This is a genomic window from Vibrio sp. VP6 (genome assembly GCF_028823755.1).
Lineage (GTDB): Bacteria > Pseudomonadota > Gammaproteobacteria > Enterobacterales > Vibrionaceae > Vibrio > Vibrio parahaemolyticus.
In genome coordinates this window covers 88,493-109,840 of record NZ_JAPEID010000007.1, presented here as the reverse complement: position 1 = coordinate 109,840, position 21,348 = coordinate 88,493, and the positions used below count along the sequence as shown (strand labels likewise).

At 44.8% G+C, this 21,348-nt stretch carries 18 protein-coding genes, 1 other RNA gene and 1 pseudogene; 8 read left to right on the top strand and 12 right to left on the bottom strand.

Going from position 1 to position 21,348, the window contains the following annotated elements; genetic code table 11:
• Positions 1 to 12: 12 nt before the first annotated feature.
• On the bottom strand, positions 13 to 1,758 hold the full coding sequence (locus OU793_RS06955) for an amidohydrolase (protein ID WP_140103536.1): 1,746 nt from the start codon (positions 1,756 to 1,758) through the stop codon (positions 13 to 15).
• Between the two features lie 289 nt (positions 1,759 to 2,047).
• Here OU793_RS06955 and OU793_RS06950 point away from each other — a divergent pair, with 289 nt between their 5' ends.
• From OU793_RS06950 to OU793_RS06940, 3 genes are all read left to right on the top strand, one after another.
• A complete protein-coding gene (locus tag OU793_RS06950; protein ID WP_005496305.1) occupies positions 2,048 to 3,316 on the top strand; it encodes an O-acetylhomoserine aminocarboxypropyltransferase/cysteine synthase family protein in 1,269 nt (422 codons plus the stop codon).
• A gap of 207 nt (positions 3,317 to 3,523) precedes the next feature.
• Positions 3,524 to 4,855 carry an aspartate aminotransferase family protein gene (locus tag OU793_RS06945; protein WP_140103534.1) on the top strand — a complete coding sequence of 444 codons (1,332 nt, stop codon included), beginning with the start codon at positions 3,524 to 3,526 and terminating at the stop codon, positions 4,853 to 4,855.
• Positions 4,846 to 5,685 carry a 3-keto-5-aminohexanoate cleavage protein gene (locus tag OU793_RS06940; protein WP_140103533.1) on the top strand — a complete coding sequence of 280 codons (840 nt, stop codon included), beginning with the start codon at positions 4,846 to 4,848 and terminating at the stop codon, positions 5,683 to 5,685. The genes OU793_RS06945 and OU793_RS06940 overlap by 10 nt, the downstream gene beginning before the upstream one ends.
• A 59-nt stretch (positions 5,686 to 5,744) precedes the next feature.
• Here OU793_RS06940 and OU793_RS06935 read toward each other — a convergent pair whose 3' ends face one another.
• The 4 genes from OU793_RS06935 to OU793_RS06920 form a co-directional block, all read right to left on the bottom strand.
• Positions 5,745 to 7,112: a Na+/H+ antiporter NhaC family protein gene (locus OU793_RS06935; protein WP_005464256.1), complete on the bottom strand. Its 1,368-nt coding sequence runs from the start codon at positions 7,110 to 7,112 to the stop codon at positions 5,745 to 5,747.
• 166 nt (positions 7,113 to 7,278) lie between these two features.
• On the bottom strand, positions 7,279 to 7,866 hold the full coding sequence (locus OU793_RS06930; RefSeq protein ID WP_047733863.1) for a DedA family protein: 588 nt from the start codon (positions 7,864 to 7,866) through the stop codon (positions 7,279 to 7,281).
• 222 nt (positions 7,867 to 8,088) lie between these two features.
• Positions 8,089 to 9,621 carry a bifunctional GNAT family N-acetyltransferase/carbon-nitrogen hydrolase family protein gene (locus OU793_RS06925; RefSeq protein ID WP_005464264.1) on the bottom strand — a complete coding sequence of 511 codons (1,533 nt, stop codon included), beginning with the start codon at positions 9,619 to 9,621 and terminating at the stop codon, positions 8,089 to 8,091.
• A 135-nt stretch (positions 9,622 to 9,756) separates the two neighbouring features.
• A complete protein-coding gene (locus tag OU793_RS06920) occupies positions 9,757 to 10,647 on the bottom strand; it encodes a LysR family transcriptional regulator (protein ID WP_023623232.1) in 891 nt (296 codons plus the stop codon).
• Positions 10,648 to 11,045: 398 nt separating this feature from the next.
• Here OU793_RS06920 and OU793_RS06915 point away from each other — a divergent pair, with 398 nt between their 5' ends.
• Positions 11,046 to 11,609, top strand: a complete 564-nt coding sequence (locus tag OU793_RS06915) for a porin family protein (protein ID WP_005455971.1) — start codon at positions 11,046 to 11,048, stop codon at positions 11,607 to 11,609.
• A 130-nt stretch (positions 11,610 to 11,739) separates the two neighbouring features.
• On the opposite strand, the pseudogene OU793_RS06910 reads toward OU793_RS06915, so the two are convergent.
• The 3 genes and pseudogenes from OU793_RS06910 to smpB form a co-directional block, all read right to left on the bottom strand.
• Positions 11,740 to 11,922, bottom strand: a pseudogene (locus tag OU793_RS06910) (lipase family protein); the annotation flags it as partial.
• Positions 11,923 to 12,196: 274 nt separating this feature from the next.
• Positions 12,197 to 12,564, bottom strand: a transfer-messenger RNA (tmRNA) gene (ssrA, locus tag OU793_RS06905).
• A gap of 67 nt (positions 12,565 to 12,631) precedes the next feature.
• A complete protein-coding gene (gene smpB / locus OU793_RS06900; protein ID WP_005455975.1) occupies positions 12,632 to 13,117 on the bottom strand; it encodes an SsrA-binding protein SmpB in 486 nt (161 codons plus the stop codon).
• Positions 13,118 to 13,235: 118 nt separating this feature from the next.
• Between smpB and OU793_RS06895 the strand changes: the two genes are divergently transcribed.
• Positions 13,236 to 13,679 carry an SRPBCC family protein gene (locus tag OU793_RS06895; RefSeq protein WP_005381641.1) on the top strand — a complete coding sequence of 148 codons (444 nt, stop codon included), beginning with the start codon at positions 13,236 to 13,238 and terminating at the stop codon, positions 13,677 to 13,679.
• Positions 13,669 to 14,016, top strand: a complete 348-nt coding sequence (locus tag OU793_RS06890; protein WP_005456005.1) for an RnfH family protein — start codon at positions 13,669 to 13,671, stop codon at positions 14,014 to 14,016. Before OU793_RS06895 ends, OU793_RS06890 begins: the two co-directional genes overlap by 11 nt.
• Before the next feature lie 100 nt (positions 14,017 to 14,116).
• Here the strand turns inward: OU793_RS06890 and bamE are convergent, their stop codons facing one another.
• From bamE to nadK, 4 genes are all read right to left on the bottom strand, one after another.
• On the bottom strand, positions 14,117 to 14,476 hold the full coding sequence (gene bamE / locus OU793_RS06885; RefSeq protein WP_005455981.1) for an outer membrane protein assembly factor BamE: 360 nt from the start codon (positions 14,474 to 14,476) through the stop codon (positions 14,117 to 14,119).
• A gap of 239 nt (positions 14,477 to 14,715) precedes the next feature.
• Positions 14,716 to 16,380, bottom strand: coding sequence for a DNA repair protein RecN (gene recN / locus OU793_RS06880; RefSeq protein WP_005456006.1), 1,665 nt, complete (start codon positions 16,378 to 16,380; stop codon positions 14,716 to 14,718).
• Between the two features lie 167 nt (positions 16,381 to 16,547).
• Positions 16,548 to 17,738 carry a DUF3103 domain-containing protein gene (locus OU793_RS06875; protein ID WP_180793892.1) on the bottom strand — a complete coding sequence of 397 codons (1,191 nt, stop codon included), beginning with the start codon at positions 17,736 to 17,738 and terminating at the stop codon, positions 16,548 to 16,550.
• Positions 17,739 to 17,989: 251 nt separating this feature from the next.
• Positions 17,990 to 18,874, bottom strand: coding sequence for an NAD(+) kinase (nadK, locus tag OU793_RS06870; protein WP_005455932.1), 885 nt, complete (start codon positions 18,872 to 18,874; stop codon positions 17,990 to 17,992).
• A 145-nt stretch (positions 18,875 to 19,019) separates the two neighbouring features.
• On the opposite strand from nadK, the gene grpE reads away from it, so the two are divergent.
• The gene (gene grpE, locus OU793_RS06865; protein WP_005455958.1) at positions 19,020 to 19,616 is read left to right on the top strand and encodes a nucleotide exchange factor GrpE; all 597 of its coding nucleotides are present in this window, start codon (positions 19,020 to 19,022) and stop codon (positions 19,614 to 19,616) included.
• A 417-nt stretch (positions 19,617 to 20,033) separates the two neighbouring features.
• Positions 20,034 to 21,308 carry a dicarboxylate/amino acid:cation symporter gene (locus OU793_RS06860; RefSeq protein ID WP_029795486.1) on the top strand — a complete coding sequence of 425 codons (1,275 nt, stop codon included), beginning with the start codon at positions 20,034 to 20,036 and terminating at the stop codon, positions 21,306 to 21,308.
• Positions 21,309 to 21,348 lie beyond the last annotated feature (40 nt).

Genomic DNA, 21,348 nt, shown 5'->3' with positions numbered 1-21,348 from the left:
TTTTATTTTGGATTACTGTCGTTGATAAACCGATTGACCTCTGCTGATTGTTTCTTCCACGTTTAGGTCTTTTAGCGCCTTAGGTTCAATCTTCATCGGGTTGTTATCGAGGATGATTAAATCCGCATTCTTACCTACTTCGATAGAACCTTTATACGACTCCTCAAAGTGTTGGTAAGCTGGCCAAATGGTCATGGCTTGCAGCGCGGTGTAGGTGTCAACGCGCTGATCTGCACCCAGTACTTTATCAGTTCTGGTGGTGCGATTGACGGTCGCATCCAATACTCGGAATGAACTTGGCAGCGCAACAGGTGCGTCATGGTGAGTACTGAACTTTAACCCTGCCTTTCTCACCGCTTGAGTTGGTGAAATGAAATCGGCACGAGGATGGCCGAGCACCGAGTCCACATGCCAGTCACCCCAATAAAAAGTATGCATTGGGAATAGAGAAGGGAAGATGCCTTGCGCCGCTAAGCGATCCACTTGGTCTTGGCGCATGGTTTGGCCGTGAATGAGTACAGGTCGGCGGTCTTGTTTTCCTAGCTTTTCATTTGCTTTGGTCACTGCGTTGATAAATTGCTCGATCGCAGCGTCACCATTGGCATGCGTCAGCACTTGCCATTCATTTTTAAAGGCCGTTTCTACGTAATCGTAAGCTTGTTGATCTTCAAAGGTTGGGTAGCCAGCGTAGTCTTTATCTTGTCCATGTGGCGGGTGGAAGTAAGGCTGACTTAGCCATGCCGTTTTACCTTGTGGAGAGCCATCAAAGTTCAGCTTTACGCCACCGATACGGAAATGGTTTGTGTGCTCTGGCGTGTTGTATTCCGAGTCCATAAAATCACTGCTCGATACCATATCGGCGTACGCAACCAAGTCGATCATCAGCTTGTCGTTTTTCGACGCGCGTTTCATCGCTTCATAACCTTCTGATGTTGCTCGTCCTTCTTGAGCCGTGGTATAGCCATATTTCGCGTACAAACCTTGCGAGGCTTCTAACATGCGATCTTGAAGTTCAGAATCAATCAACTTATTGAGGTTGAACAGCATTGCAAAGTGCGCGTTTTCTTCTAGGACACCATTTGGTTCTTGGCTGTTTTCCATTCGGCGGATAATGCCACCTTTTGGATCTTCCGATTCTGATGTGATGCCTGCTAGCTCTAAGGCTTTACTGTTTGCGACACTCAAATGCCCCGAAGTGTGAATGATCAATACAGGCTTATCTGTGCTGACTTTATCGAGATCCGCTTTGGTAGGGTAGTAATCCAGTTGGGCGTCGTCGTAACCAAAACCTAAAATCCATCCGGTTTTCTCAATGAATAGGCGTTGCGTATTATTGTTCTCGGCATTTTTCAGAGTTTCGATGATTTTCGCAACGGTATCGGCTTCGCCATCAGGAGATGGCAGCACGTTTGCGACCATGGCTTGCAGACCAACACCATACACATGACTGTGCGGATCAACAAAGCCAGGCAACATAGTTTTGCCTTTTAAGTCGACCAACTGTGTTTTACCGAACTTGTGTTCCATCGCTCCATCTTTGCTGCCGACATAAATGATTTTCTCGCCTAATGTCGCGACGGCTTCGGCGTACTCTGGCTTATCGTCTGCCATGGTTAGGATGTCGCCACCATAATAAATTTTGTCTGCGGCGGTTACTTTGAGTGGCTCGGCGACGGCTTCTACTTCTTTCGCTTCTTCAGAAAAACACCCCGTTAAAGCAAGCCCAGATAGGGCAATGGGGATCCAGTTTTTGTTCATCGGTCATCTCCATACAGAGTAAGTTTTTTGCCTATTGCTCCCATCTCAATGAGTTTGAGAACTCAATAGGTCAAATTCACTTTAGTTCATATTGAAGGAGGATTATCAACAAGATTAAAGACTTTCAATCAAGCGCAAGTTATACCTATCGATGAATATCAAAAATGTTACCTTTTCCCATTTCATAAACGTTTCTGGGCTTGGGCAATGTGACCCATAACGACGTTCTGTGGTTAAAAAGTCGGCATGATAAGTCCACGATTTATCTCGATGACGCTCAAGGAAGAACATGAAAGACGAAACGCTATCCATCCATTTTGGTTACGAAACTGACCCTACCACTAAATCTGTCGCGACACCGATTTATCAAACGGTCGCGTACGAGTTTGATAACGCGCAGCACGGCGCTGATCTGTTTAACTTGGAAGTGCCGGGTAATATCTACACTCGCATCATGAATCCGACTAACGATGTTCTGGAAAAACGCATGGCAGCGTTAGAAGGCGGCATTGCTGGATTGGTCGTGAGTGCGGGGAGTGCAGCGATTAACTATGCGATTCTGACCTTAGCGCAAGCGGGCGATAACATCGTCTCTACGCCGCAACTTTATGGCGGTACTTACACCTTGTTTGCGCACATGTTGCCAAATCAGGGGATTCAGGTGAAGTTTGCCAAAGATGACAAGCCAGAAAGTTTGGCCGAGTTAATTGATGAAAATACCAAAGCGGTGTACTGCGAGAGTATTGGTAACCCTGCGGGTAATATCATTGATTTAGAACGTGTGGCGGAGCTTGCTCACGCACAAGGTGTGCCTGTGATTGTGGATAACACCGTCGCGACGCCAGTGCTGTGCAAACCCATCGAGTTCGGTGCGGATATCGTAGTTCACTCTCTCACTAAATACGTTGGTGGGCATGGCACCACATTGGGTGGCGTGATTGTGGATTCCGGTAAATTCCCTTGGGCGCAGCACAAAGGCCGCTTTCCCGTTTTCAACCAACCAGAACCTTCTTACCACGGCGTGGTGTATACCGAAGCGTTTGGTGAGGCAGCATTTATCGGGCGCGCGCGTACCGTACCATTGCGTAATACCGGTTCGGCATTATCACCGATGAATGCATTTATGCTTATGCAAGGGCTAGAAACGTTACCGCTGCGTATGGAACGCCATACTGAGAATGCACTCAAAGTGGCTGAATTCTTGGAACAGCATGACAAAGTCAGTTGGGTGAGTTATGCCGGCTTGCCGAGTTCAGCACACTTCAACCTCGCTGAAAAATACATGAAAGGTAAGCCTTCTGCGATTTTGTCGTTTGGTTTAAAAGACGGTTATGAAGCCGGAGTGCGCTTTTATGACGCTCTGAAAATCTTTAAGCGTTTGGTGAACATTGGCGATGCAAAATCATTGGCTTGTCATCCAGCATCGACGACTCATCGTCAGTTGAGCGAAGCAGAACAAAAACAAGCTGGTGTGTCACCAGAGATGATTCGTTTATCTGTAGGTATTGAGCATATTGACGATATCCTAGCCGATTTAGAACAGGCACTAAACGCGTAAAACGATTCTTTTTTAGCTTTTGGTTACCCATAGGCCAGCCTTTAAAAAAGCTGGCCAGTTTTTGTTTTATTGTTTAAATATCAAAGGTTTTAGTGTTTTTGGGTTGTGGTATTCCAAAAGCTCATGGTGGGTGAAATTTATTCCCTTGTCGCATTTGGGGTTGTTCCTGATGATGTGTGCAAATCTTACACATTGGAAGGGACTCAAATGTCTTACGTATTTCACCGTCATTGCCATGCCACGCTGCCAATCATCGATAAAGGTGAAGGTGTTTATCTATTCGATAAACAAGGAAAACAGTACCTCGATGCTTGTGGCGGCGCTGCGGTATCAAACCTTGGCCACAGTCATCAAGCCGTTAAAAAAGCCATGTTGGAACAGCTCGAGCGAGTGCCGTTTGCTCATACTGGATTTTTTACTAGTGACAGCAGTGAGCGACTAGCGGAATTGATTTGTCAGCATATGCCTGAGCAGTTCAACCATGTGTATTTAGTCAGTGGCGGATCAGAAGCGGTGGAGTCGGCACTAAAAATGGCGCGGCAGTATTTTGTGGAATCAGGTAAGCCAGAGAAGAAGCAATTCATTGCGCGTCAGCAAAGTTATCACGGCAATACGTTGGGAGCTCTGGCGGTCGGTGGTAATGAATGGCGACGTGAACCGTTCAAACCTATCTTGCATCCGAGTCATCACATTGCCCCTTGCTATGCTTATCGTTATCAGCAGAGTCATGAGTCGGAATTGGGTTACTCATTGCGAGCGGCGAATGAACTAGAGGCAAAAATTCTTGAGTTGGGGGCTGACAATGTCATGGCTTTTGTCGCCGAGCCTATTGTGGGAGCCACCGCTGGAGCTGTGCCTGCAACGCAAGGTTATTTCAAGCGTATTCGCGAAATATGCGACCAATACGATGTGTTATTGATCTTGGATGAAGTCATGTGTGGCGTTGGACGCAGTGGCAGTTTTTTTGCGTTTGAGCAGGAAGAGGCAGAACCCGATCTGGTGTGTATGGCTAAAGGGCTTGGTGCGGGTTATCAACCTATTGGTGCGGTGGTTGCGAATGATCGAGTCTACCAAGCTATTGCCGATGGAAGCGGTTTTTTCCAACATGGTCATACTTTTATGGCGCACCCTGTGGCGTGCGCTGCTGCCGTGGCAACCATTCAAACCATCTTCCAAGATGATTTATTAACGGCGGTTAATCGGCAAAGTGCTTTGCTGCGTAATGAGCTTACTTCTGTATTGGCCCATTTACCGTACATTGGCGACATTCGTGGTAAAGGCTTGTTTTTTGGCATTGAGCTGGTGGCGGATAAAGAAAGCAAGTCGCCTCTGAGTAAAGCCACATTGGCAGACAAACGCATCAAACAGCGAGCAATGGAAAATGGCTTAATGTGCTACCCAATGGGCGGAACGATTGATGGCGTTAATGGGCACCATATTTTGCTCGCACCGCCATTCATTATTCAGTCTCATCATATTGATGAACTAGTCGGTAAACTCTCACTGACGTTAAAAGAGGTGGCGGAGACATGGAAGTAGCAAACCAATATTTGCGAGAACCTATCGCCATTATCGTGGCCCCAAACGGTGCTAGAAAAACTAAGCACGATCACGCCAACTTACCCATGACAAAAGACGAACTGGTTGAAGAGGCTATCGCTTGTCAAACGGCAGGAGCTGCCATGATCCATTTGCATGCTAGAGACGCCAACGGACGTCATTCATTAGACATCGACGACAACATGGCAATTTACCATGCCGTGAAAGAAGCGGTGGGAGAAACCATGATGGTTCAGCTCACTACAGAGGCGGTGGGTTTATATTCTCCGCCACAACAGCGGGCGTTAGTTAAAGCTGTGAAACCTGAAGCGGCTTCTTTCGCATTGAGGGAGTTAATCCCCGATCGCGCAAGTGAGAAAGAAAGGCATGCCTTTTTCCATTGGTTGGCAGAGAACAGCATCGTGAGCCAAATTATTCTCTACGATACAACCGACATTGAACGTTATTTCCAACTACGCGATGCGGGCGTGTTACCTAAAACGCATCAGCATGCATTAGTGGTGTTAGGGCGTTATCACCAAACTCAACAGTCTTCGCCATGGGATTTACGAGGTTTGAATTTAGCGCGTTTTGACGAGGAAGAAATTCGATGTGCCATTTGTGCTTTTGGTGCGCGAGAGCAAGACTGTTTAGCGAGTGCGATGTTACTTGGATTCGATGTGAGAGTGGGGTTTGAGAATAACCACTTCGATGTGGCAGGCGAATTAGCAATCAGTAACGCGGCTCAGGTGGAAGCTCTACGCGATGTGGCGCATTGCTTCGCGATTCCTTTACACAGTGCGCAAAGTTTGCGTTCAGTTTTAAAGTGAATCTGTTTGAAGCAAAGAAAATAAAGAAGAACGGAAAGCAAGCTTTTTGGTATTTGTCGTTAGTTTTCGGTTTGCACTGCAGGTTGGCGTGCTGGGTGTTTGATAAACACCGCCACAATGGCTGCAATTGCCAGCGCGAAACAGTAGTAAGAGTTGGCAACCACTTCTAATGGAGAAAGGTTAAATACTGAGCCTAGCAACAATACTTGCGCGCCGTAAGGCAAAATGCCTTGTACCACGCACGAGAAAATATCCAACAAGCTTGCTGAGCGACGAGGAGAGACATTGTTCTCTTCCGCCAACTGACGCGCTACGCTACCTGATACGATGATAGCGACCGTATTGTTTGCCGTGCAACCATTCACCATAGAAACCAAGCCCGCGATACCTAGCTCACTTGCGCGGCTGTTCGCGTGTTTTGAATGGCTAGAGCCAAACGCGTGGATCATGCTGCTCACTAAGTTGGTTAGGAAAGCAAGACCGCCTTGACGACGCATCAATTCACTCAGACCACCAATCAGCATCGATAGTAGGAAGATTTCCTGCATGTTGCCAAAACCGCTGTACACGTCTTGCGCTAGGTTCGTTAGACCGTAGTCGTCAATCGAAACCAAGCTTACGCCACCCGCCAGTAAAATACCGATAGTCAGCACAACAAATACGTTAAGCCCTGAAACCGCCAAAATCAAAATGGTGACGTACGGTAGCACTTTTAACCATTCAATTGGGCCAGTCTCTGGCACTTGAGTCGCAGTGCTGTTGAACGCAAAAATACCCATAGCAACCAGTGCTGCTGGCAGTGCAATGCGGATGTTCTCTTTGAACTTGTCCTTCATTTCACAGCCCTGAGAGCGTGTTGCCGCGATGGTGGTGTCAGAGATGATAGAAAGGTTATCACCAAACATCGCGCCGCTGAGCACAACACCAGCGGTTAATGGCAAGCTCATGCCTGCAGATTGAGCAATGCCCAAAGCCACAGGTGCAACGGCAGCGATGGTGCCCATCGAAGTGCCCATCGCTGTCGCAATGAAGGCTGAGATCATGAAAATACCAGGCAGAATCATGCTGGTCGGAATGGCAGATAGACCTAAGTTTACGGTAGCATCGACACCGCCAGAAGCCTTTGCAACGGCAGCAAACGCACCTGCTAACAAGTAGATCATGCACATTGCGATGATGTCTTGATGACCAACACCACGCATAAAATGTTCGATAGAGCGGTTAAGTTTCTCTTTGCTGAGAAGAAACGCAATGATGATGGCTGGTAATACCGCGATGGGTGCTGGCAGCTGGTAGAAGGCAAATTCAACGCCTTGCAAAGATAAGTACGTGCCTACGCCAATAAATAGCGCAAGGAATACGATCAATGGGATCAGTGCGACCGCAGACGGTGCAACTGTTTTAGTAGTTTGTTGGGAACCGGACATGTAAACGACAAAGATAATAATAAGAGAAGTGAGCAGACTAATCTCACCGACTTTTATTGTCAACGTCTAGACGTCTAAATGGCTGCGTAATTTTTGTATTTGGATGAAAGAAAAAAGCTCATGGCATCTATCTTACTGATACCAAGAGCCTTTATTGAAAGTGCATTTATAGCGACGATTTTGTTTTTTTTCGCTTGAGTAAGCCTAGGAGCATCAATGCGAACACAACTGCGGCGCTCGCCCAGATTGCGTATTTGTAGTGGCTATATAAATGGCTGAGTGCGCTGAGGTGCTCAAAAGCAAAATGCGTAAGTAAACTGAACACCAAAACCCAAATGGTGGCAGCGAGTGCGTTGCCGAGTAAAAACTCTCTGCGTGGCATTTTTGCTATCCCACACGCCAGAGGCATAAATTGCTTCATCCCCTCAATAAATCGGCTGACCACCAAACAAGCAGGGCCATATTTTTGAATGGTGATTTGGAGTTTCTGCATTTTAGGGCCAGAGATGTAACCTTTTTTATCTAGCCATCCTTCAAAGTAGTAGCCAAGTAAGTAGCCACAAGTATTGCCTAAAAAGCAGCTGAGCCAAGATATAACCATAACCATACTCAGATTCATGACTTGCTCTGAGGCCAGAATTGACGCTGCGATCATCAAAGATTGCCCAGGCATGGGAATGCCAATACCTTCAAAAAAGATGCTGACAATAAGCGCAAGGTAGCCGTACTGCTCCAGCAGAGGCTTCATGGATATGAGTAAAGCGTTAATGTGTTCCAAATGCTTTCCTCTAATAAAGTCGGAAGGAAATTGGAGTGATACTCCTGTTGTTTTCTCTGGTCAATTCGTGTTTCTCATTCCCGAGAAAAACTGACACACCTCTGATAATTGTGTTTACCTGATGCGCTGTTGCGCTGGATTCCGCTCGCCGTTTGATTCACGACGGCGAGCGGTCATTACCATGGCTTGGGTCTCAGGCTACTCTTTTGGTGTTGTGAACGCACCGTACAAATCGAGGCGTCGATGGCGCAAGTTCGTTACCGAGCCTTCGGTGTTGAGCTGTTTCAGCTTGGTTAAGTCAACATCGGCAAAGATGATCATTTCCGTATTCGCACTGGCTTCCGTCAATGTGGCGTCGTGGGGGAAATAAATGTCTGAAGGTGAGAACACCGCTGATTGAGCATATTGAATGTCCACGTTATCCACGCGCGGTAAGTTGCCGACACTGCCGCCAATCGCAACATAACACTCGTTTTCGATCGCGCGAGATTGAGAACAGATCCGCACACGTTGATAGCCGTTTTTGGTATCAGTCCAGAATGGCACAAAGATAATTTGCGCACCTTGTTCGGCGAGCATACGACCCAACTCAGGGAACTCGCTGTCGTAACAAATCAGAATGCCTACCTTACCAGCATCGGTTTCGAACACTTGTACATTATCACCGCCATCAATTACCCAGTCTTTTTGTTCGTGTGGCGTGATGTGGATTTTGTACTGAGCGTTAATTTCCCCATCGCGTTGCAGTAAGTACGCAACGTTGTAGAGCTTGCCATCTTCGATAAGCGGCATACTGCCAGCAATGATGTTGATGTTGTAAGTGACCGCCATTTGCGAGAAACGGTTTTTGATCTCTTCTGTAAAGCTAGCAAGAAAGCGAATAGCTTCAACCGAGTTTTGATCGTTTTGCAATCCCATCAACGGAGCATTGAAGAACTCAGGAAACAAAGCAAAGTCGGCTTTGTAGTTGGCCAGAGAGGAGATAAAAAACTCGGCTTGATCGAGCAAGTCTTCCAAATCGTTCATCGCGCGCATTTGCCATTGCACCACGCCAATGCGAATCAAGGTTTTCTCGATGTCGTGAACGGATTGAATGTCTTCCTCGTAGAAAAAATTATCCCACTCTAGCAACGTGGCGTAGCCTTTTGAGGCGTTATCTTCTGGCAAATAGCCACGCATTATGCGTTTAACATCAAAGTCATTCGCAAGCTGGAATGAGAGGATCGGGTCGTGCAATTCGCGGCGTTTTACTTTGTCGATGTACTCTGCAACGCTCAGTTCATCCGCGTATTGGTGGTAATTCGGAATGCGGCCACCGGCTAGTATTGCTTTAAAGTTTTTGCTGCGGCACAACTCTTTGCGCGCGTCGTAAAGACGTCGGCCCAAGCGAAGCCCACGGTAATCAGGGTGAACAAACACATCTAGGCCATACATGGCATCGCCTGTCACTTGGTTCTGAATGACGTTATTTTCGGTGATGATGTCAGTGTACAGGTGAGGAAGTGAAAATCGGTTGTAGTCCACTTTGATCGTCAGCGCAGCGCCGACAATTTTGCCGTTATCCTCAATACAGATTTGTCCATCGGGAAACTGATGAATGAGATCCATGATGGTCAGGCGTGGCCATGATCCGCCCACATCAGGAAAAACGAGGTCCATTAATTCCGCTAACTCTGGGTAATCGGTCGGCTCAATGGTACGTAAAGAGAGTCTTGGCGTGTTGCTGTCCATATCCTACTATCCATTTATCCTTTTCAAATAGTATGGATGAGAATGCCATAAATTTAACCATACTTACATTTGAGGCGCGGTAGGTGATAGGCTCTGCACAATCTTCATATTTATACTGGTTTCATATCGGTAGCTTTAGGTATGATGGGTAAGTTTGTCTTTTAACCAGTCATGAAAAAGTGCCACTTTTCTTGACGTTAACCGGAAGTTTGGGATCACCACATAATAGCCATAGCCGCTGTGAAGCTTTAGATTCCCAATATGTTGGATGTCACCACGCAAAATAGAAAATTGCGCCATAAAATCGGGCAGCAAAGCCAAGCCCTTCTCCATTCTCACGGCTTCACACGCCAAATAAAAATGCTCAAACCCGACGGAGTGATAGGTGATTGGGCACTCTAAACCGTTCTCCTGTTTGAACTGCTCCCACAGTTGCGGGCGAGTCGTTTGCGGAATAAATGGGTAATGGCTGATGGCTTGGTTGTCTGACAGCTCTGGTAGGTTGGTGTTGCCAATCAGCAACAAGGTTTCCTCACATAAGAGCTGGCTATATTCATAATGAGTCGAAAGAGGCAAACACCGCACATGCAGATCACTTTCGCCATGAATGTTTTTAACTGCGCCATCTCCGGTAAGAATTTTCACGCGAATATTTGGATGGCGCTGGTGGAAATCATCGATATTTGGCACCAGCCAAAGACTGGCAAACGAGGGTGTGACATCGACAACCAACAGCTCTTGATCGGTATTGGTCTGAATTAGGCTGGCGGTTGCCTGCTGAATGAGCTCCAGAGCTTCTGTTATTTGGGGTAAATAGCGCTTTCCTTCCTCTGTTAGCTCCACGCCGTTTAACCCTCGATGAATGAGAGGAAGCCCAACGAGTTGCTCTAAAGATGCCATCTGTTTACTGACCGCTCCTTGTGTTACGCACAGGTCATCGGCGGCTTTAGAAAAGCTGAGATAGTTAGCCACAGCAACAAAAGTCCTCAACGCACGAATGGAAGGGTACTCACTGCCTTTTATCATTCTTTCAATTCCATTGAATTTGCTTAGGCACAGAGTAGAGGATTTGTGCTTTTAAGCAAAGCAAGGCACGACGGATGTGTGATTGGCTTCCTTTCTAATAAACACGCAACGCGATATTTCAATGACTGCTTAATGGCTCAATAATATTCACGCTGTGTATTTTTATTTTGAAAAAACTACAAATTAGCGAGAAGCTTTTTCATTAGTTATATTTATCCTAAATTTATATTGTTTGTGTAAAGTAAATAAATGGCCTGTATTTTGTTTTTTGTACGAATGTTTTTAGCTAATTGTCAGAATCTTATTAAATAAAATGGTTTTTCATTAATTTAATATTGGCATTGCTTTTGCTATTTATGATTGGAACTTTCGATAATCAGTTAATTTAGGAGAACGAAATGAAAAGCAATGTTGTTACTCTGGTTGGTCTATTTTCTCTAGCAACGTTTAGTACTTTATCTTACGCAGCGGACTCCAAAGATCATGGCGTTTATGTAGGTGCGAACTACGGTTATTTAAAAGTTGATGGACAAGATGATTTCGATGACGACAGCGATGCAATGCAAGCATTGGTGGGGTATCGCTTTAACCGTTACTTAGCGTTGGAAGGTGGCTACATTGATTTTGGTAGTTATGGTAACAACTTGGCTAATGCAGAGACGGATGGTTATACCGCAGCATTGAAAGTGACGGCTCCAATCACCGATAGAGTGGATGTGTACGCGAAAGGTGGCCAAATGTGGTATTCGACAGATTATAACGTTGCTGGATTCCATGGAAACAAAGATGACGAAGGTGTATTTGCTGGTGCCGGTGTAGGTTTTAAAGTAACGGATAACTTTTTAGTTAACGCAGAATACACTTGGTACGATGTGGAACTGAATGCAGAAAATGTATTTGATGGTGCGAATACAAATACAGACTTTAAACAAGCATCTTTAGGTGTGGAATATAGATTCTAATATTGCTAATAATTCTAATTCATAATAAAAATGCGAAGCTTGAATAGCTTCGCATTTTTTGTTGTGTTATATGAACCAGACCTGAAATTCTTAGTAAGGAGAAAATTGAAGAGACTATTTTACTCACTCAATCTGTTGCTAATGAAGCAAGAGCTCCACCTAAACTATGACCTACGCAGTGTATTACCTTTGGTGCTTTTATGTTCTTTTTCGAATAACCAGCGATGCATGCTGCAAGTTGTGGCTTTATTGTATTGAAGAGATTTACAAAACCAGCATGTACTCTGTAACCGGATGAAGTATCTGATATCCCAAAAGCTTAGAAAACTTTAAATTGAAAAGCATATAGTAAGTACACACTTTCTATCTTTTAATGAGTACTTTTGAATTCTCATGTGTGGTTGGTGTTGTACTTATGAGCGTATAGTCTGCTACTTAATACTCAACGAGTTTTTATCAGCATAGGTTGTAAAGTTATGCAGTAATGCTTGTGATAAGTCATCAGGTAGTATGAGTGCCTGAGAAAAGAAGGCAATATGATTGTTGATACAAAAAAGGCCACCCGAAGGTGGCCTTTTCCAAACGTTTGGTGGAGCTGGCGGGAGTTGAACCCGCGTCCGAAAACCGTTCATCATTGGTACTACATGCTTAGTCGATCTTTAAATTCACCATCCACCTGCGAACCGACACGCTAATGAATGACTATCCTGAATTATAATTCGCCGTTCATCTCTCAGGCGGGAGAATCCGGGCTAGCGCGTTTGGGTTTGATCTCTCGTTATTCCCCGTCTTACGTGCGGAAGCTAGGGCGAGAGAGCTCTGAGCAGGGTATTAAGCTGCTAGTGCGTAGTTTTCGTCGTTTGCGACTATTTTTTTGCGGTTTGTTAACGAGGCCTACCGCACCTCGGCATGCACCTCAGACTTCTGAATTCCCGTCGAATCCTAAATCAGCCCCAAGGTATGATTCGCATAGTAACAGAAAAGACTTAGCTGTCCAGCACTATGCGTTTAAGTGGTTAAGATTAACGCAGTGCGCTCTTCATTACGCGTGCTTTTTCTCTTGCCCAGTCTTTTTCTTTAAGATCTGTACGTTTATCGTGAAGCTTTTTACCTTTTGCTACACCTATTTTTATCTTCACCCAAGAGCGAGACCAGTACAGAGAGAGTGCCGTAAGTGTCATACCTTCACGGTTAATGCGACCGAGTAGGTTGTCAAGTTCACGACGACTCATAAGTAGTTTGCGCACACGAGTAGGGTTCGCCACTACGTGTGTCGATGCCTGATTTAAAGGAGTGATTGTCATGCCACTCACAAAGGCTTCACCGTCACGCATGAATACGTAACTTTCAGAAATATTGGCTTTACCTTGGCGAAGGGCTTTCACTTCCCAACCTTGGAGCTCCAAGCCAGCTTCGATTTCATCTTCAATGAAATACTCGTGGCGAGCTTTTTTGTTCAGCGCGATAGTGTTACTACCCGCTTTTTGTTTTGATTTTTTCTTTGCCATAATGGCGTCATTATACGGGTTGGATATCGGATAGGAAATCCTTTTATTTGCGCAATCGTGGAATAAAAGTAAAATTGTCGCGAGCTTTAAATCTGTACATGTATCGATAGGAGTATGTATGAAGCAAGTCAGCCGTTCTGCGTTGGTGTCTTTTAGTGCAGAACAGATGTTTAATCTGGTCAATGATGTTGCTAAATACCCTGAGTTTTTGCCTGGTTGTTCGGGCTCTCGAATTATTGAGTCTTCGGGTAACGGCATGGTCGCTTCTGTCGATGTTGCGAAAGCGGGCATCAGTAAAACGTTCACTACGTCCAATGAGCTTATTCCTGGCCAAGCTATTATGATGAACTTGGTTGATGGTCCGTTTAAAACGCTCCGAGGTGGTTGGATTTTTACTGCGTTGGATGAGCAGGCATGTAAGGTTGAACTTAAGCTTGAGTTTGAGTTTTCGAGCAAAATGATTGAAATGGCGTTCGGCAAGATTTTTAACGAGCTAACTAGCAATATGGTTAATGCATTTACCAAACGCGCGAAACAGGTGTACGAGTGTTATGAGTATTGAGTCAGACATGATTCACGTTGAGGTCGTGTATGCATTGCCTCATGAGCAACGCGTGTTTAACTTAGTTGTGAATAACCACGCGACGGTTGAAGAGATCATTCGTCAGTCGGGTGTCTTGGAATTGTATCCAGAAATTGATTTAGCGAAAAACAAAGTAGGTGTGTTTAGTCGTAATGTAAAACTAGACGCGACCGTACGTGATAAAGACCGCATTGAAATCTATCGCCCTTTATTGGCAGATCCAAAAGAGATTCGTCGTAAGCGAGCAGAGCAAGCAAAAGCGGCTGGGAATGCCGATCCAGTGACAGGTGGCAAGCCAAATGCTCTGCGCAAGTAAGCAGAGTAAGCAATATTTTAGATGATAAAAAACCTCCCAAGTGGGAGGTTTTTTTGCATAAAGGTTTTATGATGCCAATCGATGTAATGACAGGATTGGTTTATTGGATCTGTTCGTAAAACGCGTCACTTTTCGGGAAGTCTCCGCTGATATCGGCCAGCGTTCCTTGGTCATTAAAGTTTACGACAAGATCTTTCTGTACTGGGTCACCGTGGCCTGGCGTGTGATGGTAGATATAATACCAAGTGTTAGGATAGCCATTTTCGATAAGCATTGGCGATCCAAGTACGAAGCGAACCTGTGCTTTAGTCATCCCAAACTTTAATTTATCAACCGCACTTTGTTCTACATAGTTGCCTTGGTTGATATCAATACGATAAACCAGTTTTTCCAATACCGAACATCCTGTCAGCAATGTCATTGCTAATGGTACGGCAACTAACCACTTCTTTAATTGCATAATAATTTCTTAGTAACCTTTAAAATACTGCGCTGATAATAAACAAGCTCGACGCAGATGTAAAAAGCTATGCGTCGCATGGTAGGGAATCTGACAACGAATTTTGAGTTGAGTTGCATTTATTAGCAGATATTAAGGGGTGATAGGGGGCCTAATGGCGTTTTCGTTAGCCGAGTCACTGAAGCGATTAATACGAAAAGAGTCATCAACTGGATTGCCGATGACTCTGTGTCATAGGGTTAGGCGGCGATAAGGAGTTCTTTCGCGTTAGCTAATGTTGAATCAGTGATTTGGCTACCACCGAGTAAACGAGCCAGTTCTGCCACACGTTGTTCTTCATCTAGTGCGCGCATTTGTGTTTCCGTTTGACCACCTTTGGTGTGTTTTGCGACAAACATTTGTTGGTGGCCACAACCGGCTACTTGCGGTAAGTGTGTGACACACATGACTTGAGTCGATTCTCCAAGCTTGCGTAGCATTTTGCCTACTACCGCAGCTGTTGGGCCACTAATACCCACGTCCACCTCATCGAAGATCAAACTTGGCGTATCTACTTTTTGAGCAGTGATCACTTGGATCGCTAGCGAGATTCGGGATAACTCACCACCTGACGCAACTTTCGCAATTGGTTGTAAAGGTTGACCCGGGTTAGTGGAAACCAAGAAGCACACACTGTCCATACCCAGTGGCGACGGATGTGTGTTTTCGTTGTTTACTTCAATGCTGAAGACGGCTTTTTCCATGCTCAGTTCGTGCATGCTTTGCGTGATCAGCTTGTTCAGTTCTTTTGCGTAACGGCTGCGTGATTTATGCAGCTTTTCCGCTTGAGTCAGGAAGCTTTGGTATTTCTGTTCCACTTCTTGAGCCAATTCATCCAGACGTTCATCAGAGCAATCCAATGCTTCGATTTGTGCTAGAAGGTCTTGGTGATGTTGGTATAACTCATCAGGCATAACATGATGCTTACGAGCCATCGACATCACTTTAGAAAAACGCTCTTCGACATAAGCCATACGACCTGGATCAACATCGATGCCATCCAAGTAGCTACGAAGTTCGTTTTTGGTTTCTTCTAGCTGGATCATCGCGTCAGCCAGCATATTTGGTAGCTCGGCTAATTTTTCATCTAATTCCGCTAATTGAATTAGGGAGTGATTGGCCGATTGCAAAATACCAAGCGCATTGACTTCTTCACCTTCGTAAATAAGTTCGAGGGCTTGCTGACAGGTAGCGGCGAGTTCACCGCTATTGGACAGTCGTTTGTGCTCTTGCTCGAGTTCTGCGAATTCTTCTTCACCTAGCGATAGCTCATTCAGTTCTTTGATTTGGTATTCAAGCAACTGTTTTTGCGCCTGATTCTGCTGGCTGTTTTCCTTGAGTTGCTTGAGGTTATTGTCTGCCTGACGCCAATGTTGGTACGCACTGCGTGTACTCTTTAATAGATTTAAGTGTCCGGCATATTGATCCAACATCGCCATTTGGTATTCGCTTTTCATCAGTTGGTGATGCGCGTGTTGTCCATGGATGTTGATTAACAGCTGCCCAAGAGATTTTAATTGTGAAAGTGGTACTGGGCTGCCGTTGATGAAGGCTCTTGAACGGCCTTCTTTAGTTATGATGCGACGCAAGATACATTCAGTGCCATCCAGCAGATCGTTATCTTCTAGCCAACGCGTTGCATGTAGGTTGTTGTCCAGTAAAAAGGCGGCACTGACTTCGGTTTTCTCTTCACCTTGACGTACCATACCTGCATCGGCACGTCCGCCTAGGCACAGACCTAACGCATCAATCGCAATAGATTTACCAGCGCCTGTTTCACCTGTAATGGTGGTCATGCCCTTAGAAAGCTCGAGTTGTAAAGACTTAACAATCGCAAAATTATTAACACTTAGATGAGCCAGCATTTTTATTTACCTGTATAACTGAACAATACTGTATATGAGAACAGTATATACTGTTTCTTTATACAGTAAAGATGAGCAGGAATATTTTTATCTAACAGGTTATTTTTTGTGATGAGGTGGGAAAAATGAGTCGAAGTCTCGACAACGACTCATTGAAATTGAAAGGGTTATGGTCGAGTTGGATTGATCGTCAGTGGCTCTAGTGTCACGACAGCATTAACACTTGCTCCTGGGTGATCGACATACGACGTGTCTTGCATCAACGTGTAGAAAACGTCAACAAGGTCATCATCGTTGGTAAGCACACCATCTGGAATGGCATCGATGATCTTGTTAGTGATTTGTGGGATGACTGCGTATGCCTGAACTTGCGGATCTGGGATGGCTTTCAGAACTTCTTCAGCGACTTGCACCAATAGTTTCGCCAGCTGTTTGTAGTCTGTGCCGTCATCTTGCTCCATCAGAACAATATCTGCAGCGCCCCAGCGGTAGCGAGACCAGTGAATGATGATTTGATTTGGGTAGTAATCTTGGTTGTCGTAATCCAAGTAAGGAAGCTCTACCAGATCAATTGTCGGCTCGTCGCGGCTTGGATTGACACCTGTCACGATGGCGTAAACCTCTGCTTTGCCAGAGATCCACGGTTCTTTGTCATCCGCTAAGCGAATTTTCTTCAGTTGAGTTGTTTGAATCGGAGCGACATCACTTGTCGCTGCGCTTTGTAGCATTGGTGAAGATTGTTTTTGACTCTCTGAATAATAAGGCTGAATTAGAGCTGGCTGACCCAGCTTTTTCATTTCTGCCTGCATCGCCTGTAAGCCTGCTTTGAGCTCTGCAGAGCTGTTGTTATCGACAACTAGAACGGGAACGTCAGGAAGCTGATACACATCAAGTTGATGAATTTGCCCGTAAACGTCAAACGCTTCGATGTATTGCCAGCTTTCATCATCACCGCTTGGTTCAAAGGCAAAGAGTGGTGCAACGTCGCCATTGAGCCATGCTCCTAGCATTTTTTCGTTGGCTAAGCGCACTTCTAGCAATTGATCTGAGAATTCAGTAATGCCTTTCCAGCTACGAATTTGAGCGTCGGCTTCAACGAGCTGTTGGCTAAATTCTGCAGTAGGGTTTTGCTCAATGAAAGAGGAGACAGGAACATTGGTTTGTTGAGCAGTAATATCTCTTCTCAACATAGGCTCAATTGCCGTATAGTTTTCGCTCAGTTGTTGAGCAAGTTCCCGTTTGGTTTGTGTGATGTCGTCCGCACGCGCATTAGATACGTTTGTCACTTTAGTATCTTCAGATTGGCAGCCAATCAGTGCTAATGTACTGAGAACAGACAGAATGATAGTTTTTTTCATAGTATGTCCTTTATTGATTTTATGAAATAGAGTTAATACTCTATTCATGGTGAGAATATCACCCGACATACTCCATTCAATTTGCTTTTCTGGAATAAGTTAAACTTTGCACACAGGATCAAAGTTTATAAATTTCGTTTTAACGGCAGGATATATCGCGTCGCCTTACTTAGTAAGTCTTTACGTGTTATCCCAAAAAAGAAAAAAGCCAGCAGCAATCAGCAACTGGCTTAAATTCGTGTTCATGAAAGCTAGAATAACTTACTAGACCAACCGAGTTTGTTCCTTAATACGTGATAGTAGCTGTAGTCTTTCGGATGGATGAGTTTGAGCACATTTGGGCTTTGATAAATGTGGATCTCATCGCCGGGAGAAACTGGCAGCGATACTTGTCCATCACAACTTACTTCTTGTGTACCGCGATTTTCTGGTGACACAATCAGTTTGATTCTGCGTTTGCCATCAACCACCAACGGTCGGCTAGATAAGGTATGAGGGAACATAGGCACCAGTGAAATGGCATTCAGGCTTGGTGACAGAATAGGGCCACCACCAGAAAGTGAGTATGCTGTCGAGCCTGTTGGTGTGGAGACAATCAACCCATCGGCGCGTAAAGAGAAGGCAAAGCTTTCATCAATGTACACCTCAAACTCAATCATATGTGCGATTTGCCCAGGATGGAGTACGGCTTCGTTTAAAGCGGCGTTATGACTTTTTATTTGACCATGACGATGCACTTCTGCCTCAAGTAAGAAACGCTCTTCTTCAATGTACTCTCCCGCAAGTACGGCTTTGAGTGCCGCTTGGAAATCGTCTGGGTTTAAATCAGTTAAAAAGCCTAGATTGCCACGGTTTACACCAATCACAGGCACGTCAAAACGCGATAAAATTCTCGCTGCACCCAGCATGTTGCCATCACCACCGACAACTATCGCAAGGTCTGCGTTTTTGCCCAACTCAACTAAGCTGGCGAAGTGGTTTTGCGGGATCTCGTCCAAAATCGCTGCAAGGCGATCGTCAATAAACACTTTGTAACCTTCTGAGGTCAGCCATTCGTAAAGCTCTTTATGAGTCTGAATCGCTTGTTGATCTCTTGGTTTTCCGATAATCGCGATCACGTTACATGGATTTTTCATAGCATTTCCGCATTAAAGAGGCTTGAATCAGGAATCTTCATCCCCATAATAATGGCAAGTTACCTAAATATGCGAATTTTTATGTGGTTAAAGCCCGCAAAACGAGCATGGCTTTAAGGGCATTACGTTGAATTCTGGAGATATCATGAGCAACGAAGAAAACAAAGTTACAGAAGAAGAGCTTGATCAAATCATCGAAGAGGCTGAAAAAGTAGAAGCTGCGGCTCAAGAAGCTGAAGCAGAACTTGAAGAAATTGGTGACGAGAAAGACGCTAAGATTGCTCAACTAGAAGCGGCATTATTGTCTAGCGAAACCAAAGTAAAAGATCAGCAAGACGCAGTGCTTCGTGCAAAAGCTGAAGTTGAAAATATGCGTCGTCGTACTGAACAGGAAATCGACAAAGCGCGTAAATACGCTCTTAACAAGTTCGCTGAAGAACTGCTTCCTGTTATCGATAACCTAGAGCGTGCGATTCAAGCAGCAGATACAGAAAACGAAGTGATTAAGCCGATCCTTGAAGGTGTTGAGCTGACTCACAAGACGTTTGTTGATGTGGTTGCTAAGTTTGGTTTGAAAGAAATCAACCCTGAAGGTGAAACGTTCAACCCTGAATTCCACCAAGCAATGTCTATTCAAGAAAGCCCAGACCATGAATCAAACACCGTGATGTTTGTTATGCAGAAGGGTTATGAGTTAAACGGCCGTGTGATTCGTCCTGCAATGGTTATGGTTGCTAAATAACGACACAATTCACTGCAAAGTAGATACAAAATGCCTATCACGTTTGTGATGGGCATTTTTGTTTTAAACAAAGGTGTGCTCCCTCCGTCTCGCTGAACCATCGATATCTAAAATTTGATCCCTTTCAAAGTTTTTCCTATTGAGGATATTTTTTCTTATAGGGAATTTTCTTTCTATCAACTGCGTAGTTATACAACCCTAAACCGATAACTGGTTGTTATCATTTAACTAAGTGAACTTTGTTCTGAATATGAATGTATTTATAGTTTGTTTTGCTGAATTTTATTGTTAACAAAAATGTAAATTATCGCTTTATTTTGTAACCTTGATATGTATTATTTGCGACCACTGCTTTAGAAATAAGTAGATATAACTACAAAAATGTAAATAGTAAACACAACATATCGGAGATTTATAATGGATAAATCGCTTTCTAGTAAGATTTTCATAGGCTTGTTTGCCGGCCTTGTGCTGGGCACAGCTATTCAGTACTTATTTAGTGGTATTGCGATTTTTGATACTTACCTACTTGGAACGGCAGAAGGGGTTGGCGGCATGTTTGTCTCGCTGATCAAGCTTTTGGTTGTGCCTCTTGTGTATGTTTCAATCGTGTGCGGCATTGTCGATTTGAAAGACATTAGTGCTTTTGGTCGTCTTGGTGGGAAAACTTTTACTCTCTACATTCTCAATACCATCATTGCGATCGCAGCAGCGCTGACCGTAGGTTTAATTTTCCAACCGGGTGCTGGTGCAAACTTAGCGGGTACGGTTTCTGAAACCGTCAAGCTGACGACAACTGAAACACCAGATATTTTCTCGCTCGTGGTAAACATTGTACCAAGCAATCCAGTACAAGCTTTTGCTAACGGCGACATGCTACAAATTATCTTTATGGCTATTTTGACAGGTCTAGCCATTCAAGCTCTGGATTCTCGTGGTGGCCCTGCTATCCGCACGTTTAAGATGGCCAATGAGATCATGATGAAGCTGGTTGGTTTGGTCATGAGTCTAGCACCTTACGGTGTGTTTGCTCTGATGATTCAACTAGGTGCAACCTTAAATGCGAATACACTGATGTCTGTTGCAGGTTATGTTGCGCTTGTCGTGGCTATGCTTGTGTTCTGGATTTTCATCTTCTATCCAATGGCAGTTGGTATTACGACTGGAACTTCTCCAAAGGCGTTTCTCCGCGCAACTCGTGAACAAATCCTATTTTCCCTATCTACGGCAAGTTCAAATGCAACCATCCCTGTAACCATGCGTACTCTGACAGACAAACTGCAAGTTTCTAAATCAGTTGCGGGTTTTGGTGTACCGCTAGGCGCGACGATGAACATGTCAGGTGTATCTATTTACATCGCGCTTGCAACAATCTTCGTTGCTAACGCGTTTGGCCAGCCAATTAACACCGCTGATGTGTTTACACTCGGTCTGACGATTCTTCTTCTGTCTATTGGTGCTGGTGGCGTACCAGGTGGGGGTGTGGTGATGGTTGGTGTGCTTCTTCACCAATTGGGTCTTCCACCAGAAGGTTTAGCTATCATTGCAGCGGTTGACCGTATCAACGATATGTTCTGTACCTCTTCGAACGTGGTAGGGGATACCGCAGTGAACACTATTGTAGCCAAAACAGAAGGTGAGATCGGCAATCAACAAGAAGTAGAGGCGCAGCCTGCACAAGCTAATGCCTAGCCTTGAACAATAGAGTTGAATCTATATATAGAAAGCGAGC

What these genes read in the sequence shown, in the direction of transcription:
- OU793_RS06950 (WP_005496305.1), top strand. Translation starts at nt 2,048, where the DNA reads ATGAAAGACGAAACGCTATCCATCCATTTTGGTTACGAAACTGACCCT.
- OU793_RS06875 (WP_180793892.1), bottom strand. Translation starts at nt 17,738, where the DNA reads ATGAAAAAAACTATCATTCTGTCTGTTCTCAGTACATTAGCACTGATT.
- OU793_RS06945 (WP_140103534.1), top strand. Translation starts at nt 3,524, where the DNA reads ATGTCTTACGTATTTCACCGTCATTGCCATGCCACGCTGCCAATCATC.
- OU793_RS06925 (WP_005464264.1), bottom strand. Translation starts at nt 9,621, where the DNA reads ATGGACAGCAACACGCCAAGACTCTCTTTACGTACCATTGAGCCGACC.
- OU793_RS06955 (WP_140103536.1), bottom strand. Translation starts at nt 1,758, where the DNA reads ATGAACAAAAACTGGATCCCCATTGCCCTATCTGGGCTTGCTTTAACG.
- OU793_RS06940 (WP_140103533.1), top strand. Translation starts at nt 4,846, where the DNA reads ATGGAAGTAGCAAACCAATATTTGCGAGAACCTATCGCCATTATCGTG.
- OU793_RS06890 (WP_005456005.1), top strand. Translation starts at nt 13,669, where the DNA reads ATGAGTATTGAGTCAGACATGATTCACGTTGAGGTCGTGTATGCATTG.
- OU793_RS06895 (WP_005381641.1), top strand. Translation starts at nt 13,236, where the DNA reads ATGAAGCAAGTCAGCCGTTCTGCGTTGGTGTCTTTTAGTGCAGAACAG.
- nadK (WP_005455932.1), bottom strand. Translation starts at nt 18,874, where the DNA reads ATGAAAAATCCATGTAACGTGATCGCGATTATCGGAAAACCAAGAGAT.
- bamE (WP_005455981.1), bottom strand. Translation starts at nt 14,476, where the DNA reads ATGCAATTAAAGAAGTGGTTAGTTGCCGTACCATTAGCAATGACATTG.
- OU793_RS06935 (WP_005464256.1), bottom strand. Translation starts at nt 7,112, where the DNA reads ATGTCCGGTTCCCAACAAACTACTAAAACAGTTGCACCGTCTGCGGTC.
- smpB (WP_005455975.1), bottom strand. Translation starts at nt 13,117, where the DNA reads ATGGCAAAGAAAAAATCAAAACAAAAAGCGGGTAGTAACACTATCGCG.
- grpE (WP_005455958.1), top strand. Translation starts at nt 19,020, where the DNA reads ATGAGCAACGAAGAAAACAAAGTTACAGAAGAAGAGCTTGATCAAATC.
- OU793_RS06860 (WP_029795486.1), top strand. Translation starts at nt 20,034, where the DNA reads ATGGATAAATCGCTTTCTAGTAAGATTTTCATAGGCTTGTTTGCCGGC.
- recN (WP_005456006.1), bottom strand. Translation starts at nt 16,380, where the DNA reads ATGCTGGCTCATCTAAGTGTTAATAATTTTGCGATTGTTAAGTCTTTA.
- OU793_RS06920 (WP_023623232.1), bottom strand. Translation starts at nt 10,647, where the DNA reads ATGATAAAAGGCAGTGAGTACCCTTCCATTCGTGCGTTGAGGACTTTT.
- OU793_RS06915 (WP_005455971.1), top strand. Translation starts at nt 11,046, where the DNA reads ATGAAAAGCAATGTTGTTACTCTGGTTGGTCTATTTTCTCTAGCAACG.